This window comes from Flavobacterium sp. (genome assembly GCF_043720215.1).
GTDB lineage: Bacteria > Bacteroidota > Bacteroidia > Flavobacteriales > Flavobacteriaceae > Flavobacterium.
In genome coordinates, this window is record NZ_JAYSSZ010000071.1 from 1 (window position 1) to 5,103 (window position 5,103).

The 5,103-nt window shown below is 32.1% G+C and carries 3 protein-coding genes and 1 pseudogene; 1 reads left to right on the forward strand and 3 read right to left on the reverse strand.

The features are described from left to right. Both ACHZC3_RS03220 and ACHZC3_RS03225 read right to left on the reverse strand, forming a co-directional pair. Window positions 1–958 (reverse strand): annotated as a pseudogene (locus tag ACHZC3_RS03220) (TonB-dependent receptor); the annotation flags it as partial. A 61-nt stretch (window positions 959–1,019) separates the two neighbouring features. Further along, on the reverse strand, window positions 1,020–4,031 hold the full coding sequence (locus ACHZC3_RS03225; RefSeq protein ID WP_394758439.1) for a tetratricopeptide repeat protein: 3,012 nt from the start codon (window positions 4,029–4,031) through the stop codon (window positions 1,020–1,022). Window positions 4,032–4,182: 151 nt separating this feature from the next. On the opposite strand from ACHZC3_RS03225, the gene ACHZC3_RS03230 reads away from it, so the two are divergent. Continuing rightward, window positions 4,183–4,866: a cell division ATP-binding protein FtsE gene (locus ACHZC3_RS03230; RefSeq protein ID WP_394758440.1), complete on the forward strand. Its 684-nt coding sequence runs from the start codon at window positions 4,183–4,185 to the stop codon at window positions 4,864–4,866. A gap of 55 nt (window positions 4,867–4,921) precedes the next feature. On the opposite strand, the gene ACHZC3_RS03235 is transcribed toward ACHZC3_RS03230, so the two are convergent. Then, window positions 4,922–5,103: rhodanese-like domain-containing protein (locus tag ACHZC3_RS03235; protein ID WP_394758441.1), on the reverse strand; the 182-nt coding region annotated here is incomplete at its 5' end.

Genomic DNA, 5,103 nt, shown 5'->3' on the forward strand with positions numbered 1-5,103 from the left:
TTTTTACTCTAGAGAAATAAACAACTTCCGCTCCTAACTCTACAGATAAATCATCTTTTAGTATTTTGAAACTCGGGTTGGCACTAAATATTAAGTTTGACTTTTCAATATTCGAAGCTACAGGAACTAAAGGTAATGCCATTAAATAAGAAGTTTCGAAACTTGTATTCAGATAATCGACACCAAATTTTGCTTTTACAGAAGTGTCACCGAAATTAAAATTGAATGCTGGTTTAATGATGAATCTATTTTCTTTAGAACCATAATTATCTGAAAAAGAAACAAAATTTAAATTTAATCTATCAAAAAAACTATCTGTAATAGCTAATTCTGAACCAATTTTAATCGTATTGTACTTGTGTCTTCCGTTAATCGAATCATTTTGTATTGCTGTAAAATTCGGGTTTTCTAATGGCAAACCATACCAATTATAACCTTCGTTTTTAATCCCTAAATCGGCTGTCCATTTTGTGCCATTCCGTTGGTAGGCATAAAAAACTCCTCCAGAAGTTTCTGAAAATTTATCATCCAGCAAAACTCCTTTTATTCCGCCTTGCGTAGATTGATGGCGAGCCATTCCTCCTAAATATTGGTATTTGTCTAATTCGTGTGTTACAAATAATTCGGCATTTGCGGTAGCATAATTCCCGAAACCTAAAGTTACATAATTTTGATATAATTTCTCTTGTTTAGCCTTATCGACTCCAGCTGCTTTCCCTTTAGATGGTGTGAATGTAGATGCAACAGGAAACGAGAAAATCTGGTATTTAATTTCTTCTTTCTTACTTGTTTCGTTATCGTCTAACGTTGGTGTTTCTTTAATTTTATTTGCATCCGAAACAGATGGCGTATATGGTTTTACTACGTTTACAACTTCTGTCCCTATGTTTTCGTCTTTCTTTTGAGCGAAAGAAAGTTGGAATGTTATAAGTAGAATTATGATGATTTTATTTTTCATATATGTTTTGTTTGCTATTTCACAAAGTCACACGAAGATGACACAAAGATTTACAAAATATTTATTTAGTAATCGACGAATTTGTTTTGGCTTCTTCGGTTTTAATTTTATCTAATTCTGTTTGAGCTTCGGCAACCACTTCATCAAATTCTTGAAAGTTTTTGATGACACTTTCTAAAATGTATGTCGCTTGAAAACTATCTTTTAATCCGTAAAAATTCTTTGCCATAACTACTAAGCCTTTGGCACCAAAATATTTATAACCCGAATAATCTTTGGCTAATTTTTGAACTACTTTGTTAGAATCTTCGAATTTTGATTCCTTATTTTTGAAATAGGCATCATAAAACAAGGCTTCGGCAGCGAGTTCTCCTTTGGCAATTTTCTGTAATTTAGCGTAAGCGTCTTTGGCTTTAGCCTCGTCATTTACTTGTATTGCAGCTCTTGCTACAATAATTTGAGCATCACTTTTTATTTTATTATCCGTTTTTGGGTTTGCTAACACTTTTTCGGCATAAACTACAGCATTTGCATACTCTTTTCCGTCATAATACACTCGCATCAAATTTGCTTGTGCGTAGGTTTTATTCTGAGGATAATCGGCTTCCGTTTCTAAACGAAGTAAAACTGGAATCGCTTTCGTATTATCTTCTGCTTTAATATAAATTTCGCACAAACGAGATAACGATTGCTCAGTATATTCGCTTCGTGATTTAGAAATTACATACTCATAATTAGAAACTGCACTTTTAGCCTGTCCATCTGTATACAATGATTGTGCTAGGAAAAAATTAGCTTTTAACGAGTGAATCCCGTTAGGGAAATTCTTCACATAACTGGTTAAATTTGTAATGGATTGTTTGGTATTTCCTTGCAAATATTGCTTTTCGGCAGCTTCCCAAGAATCATTGTCTAATTCTGCATCAGAAACTTCAACGAAATCGAGTGTTTTTACCCAAGTGGCATATTCGTCTACTTTTCCGTTATCGACATAAATTAATCGTGCCGTTTTTACGGCTTCAAGTGCTTCTTCCGATTTTGGAAAATCGGCCACAACTTTTTTGAACTTGGTTAATGCCAAATCATCTTTATCTCCATTATAATAAATTAAACCTTGACGCAGAATTGCTTTAGCATTATAACTTCCATTTTTGAATTCAGAATTCAACTGATCATAGGTTTTTATTGCCGATGACGTTTCGTTTTCAGCAGTATAGGTATTGGCTAATTCAAACAAAGCATCATCACGATATTGAGAATCTGAATATGTTTTTAGAAACTGATTAAATTCAGAGATTTTCTTGTCGTTTTTGCCCATAAATCCGTTACAAATCGCTTTTTGAAACGCTGCATAATCAGCATCGATGCTTTTTAACACAATTGCTTTGTCGTACGCTTCCAATGCAGATGAATATTTTGTGGTTACAAATCGGCTATCTGCCAAACGCAAGTAAGCATCGGTTAAACGTGTTTTATCTTCTTTAGAAACTTCAACATATTTTTGAAAAAAATTTCCTGCTTGATCATATTCTTTTAGCTTGAAATGTGAATAGGCGATGTTATAATTAACATTTTTGAATTCTGGAGTGTCTTTCGCTTCAGCATAACCAAGAAACTGTTTAAAACTTAATAAGGCATTCGTAAAATCGTCTAAAACATATTCGGTTTCTGCTTTCCAGAAAGTAGCACGAGCCGAAAATTTGGCATCTTTTTGTTCTGCAATCGATTTTTTGAATAGTGGCAATGCAGAAGCGTAATCGCCATCGGTAAACAATTCTAATCCGCGATAGAAAGATACTTTTTGATAGGCAAGTTTATTACTACTTTTATTTTTTTCTAATAAAACTAAAGCTTCCTTATAATTCTTGGAAGTGATAAATGAATTGATTAATAAATTTTCGATTTCAAATTTATTTAGCGAAGCGGGATATTTTATCATAAATCCAGATAAAACATCAGGAACACTTTGGTACGAATTTCCAATATCGTAACTCAAACGAGCATAATTAAGATAAGCATCTTCTTGAATTTTTAAATCAAATGCCATTTCGGAAGCGTTTTTGAACGCATTTAATGCTTGTGGTTTTTTATCGGTTTTCAAATAACTTTCTCCCAAGTGATAATAAGCATTTTGAGCAACAGAATCTTTTCCACCAATTATTTTATTGAATTGAGTAATCGCATTCTCGAAATCATTCTGTTTGTAATATGCGTATCCTAACTGATAATAATCGGTATTATTCCATTTTCCTTTTTTCCCTTTGTACTCTTTTAGAAACGGAATAGCTTCGTTGTATTTTTTTAAATTAAAATAGCTTTCGCCAATAATCTTATTGAGTTCCGATTTTTCGATAGCATTAGAACCTTTCATTGCAGCTTGTCCTAACTCGATTGCTTCAGCAAATTTTCCTAGTTTAAAATTCATATCCGCTTGAAAATAAGATAACTTCTCCTTGTATTTCTCTTCGCCCGAAACTTGATCAAAATATTTACTAGCTTCTTTATAATCATCGCCTTCATAAGCCAAAAAGCCTAAGTAGTATTTTGCTTGTGAACCATATTCTTGCGAATTAACTACTTTGTTAAAATACTGAGTAGCTTCTTTTTTCTTTCCAGAATTAAAAAAACTATAGGCTTTATAAAAATTAAAACGCTCTTTTTCGTCGTTTGTCAAAGTGCTTTCGTCAACTTTATCAAACCACTCTAAAGCTTGAGCATATTTCCCTTGTTCGAAATAATAAGTAGCCACTTCAGAATATGCTAAATTTTGTTTTGTGCTTGTTGGATAATTTTTTATAAAATTCTCCATAGCTTCATCAGCATTATTCTGATTTAATCTAATGGCGCAATTTGCACTATAATAAGTGCAATCTGATTGTATTTCTATATTAGAATTTTGTTGCTTGACTTTATCAAAAATTATTTGGGCTGATTGGTATTGCTTGTTATTATACAAAGTCAAAGCGTTATTATAATCTACTAAATCATTTGTATAAATAGCAGATTGTTGTGCAAATACCGAAGAAAATTCGAAGAAAAGAAAGATGAGAAATGACAATGAAAATTTTAGCATTGGTAACTGATTTTAGGATTCAAATATAGTATTTTCTTACTCTTTAAACGATGAAAAATGAGCTTTAGTATTCAAATTCTATATTCTTACAAATTTTATTTTGAATAAGAAACATAACTTACTACTTTTACGAAATAAAATTCTACAAAAGATGTCAAAAACCATATTATCATTACACGACGTAAATATTTACCAATCAGGTAACAAAATTATATCTGATATAAATCTGAGTGTAAATCCAGGTGAATTTATATATATAATAGGTAAAACAGGATCTGGAAAAAGTAGTTTCATGAAAACACTTTATGGAGATTTAACACTTACTGATGGAGAAGGAACTATTGTAGATTATGACTTGAATGGACTTATTGATAAAGATATTCCGTATTTGCGAAGAAAAATCGGAATGGTTTTCCAGGATTTTAAACTGTTACCTGACCGAACTGTAGCTAATAATTTACTATTTGTACTAAAAGCTACAGGTTGGATTGACGTGCAAGATATGGACGATAAGGTTATAGAAGTACTAAAAAAGGTAGGCATGGAAAGCATGGCAAACAAAATGCCACATCAGCTTTCTGGTGGAGAACAACAGTGTGTCGCTATTGCAAGAGCTTTACTTAATGATCCTGAACTAATACTTGCTGACGAACCAACTGGAAATCTTGACCCACAAACTAGCGGTGAAATCCTTGAAGTTCTAAAGAAAATAAATGACCAAGGAAAAACTATTCTTATGGCAACTCATGATTATGCTTTATTAATGAAATATCCTTCAAAAACATTAAAATGTGAAGACGGATCTATATTTGAAGTCGTTCAGAGAACGGTTTAAAATAATAAATTTAAGAAAAAGGCTTTTAGAAAACATTTCCTAAAAGCCTTTTTTATTACTCTTTTATCTCAATAGGACCGTCCCACTCCATCATACCGCCTAGAAGATTGTAAGTCGTTTCAAAACCCAATTCTCTCATAATACTACAAGCTTGTCCGCTTCTTCCTCCTGATTTACAATACACATAATAGTTTTTAGATTTATCTAATTCCTCTAATTCATATATAAAACCTTGAC

Bases quoted from the DNA above. Each gene is read 5' to 3' on its own strand.
- ACHZC3_RS03225 (WP_394758439.1), bottom strand. From the start codon at position 4,031: ATGCTAAAATTTTCATTGTCATTTCTCATCTTTCTTTTCTTCGAATTT.
- ACHZC3_RS03230 (WP_394758440.1), top strand. From the start codon at position 4,183: ATGTCAAAAACCATATTATCATTACACGACGTAAATATTTACCAATCA.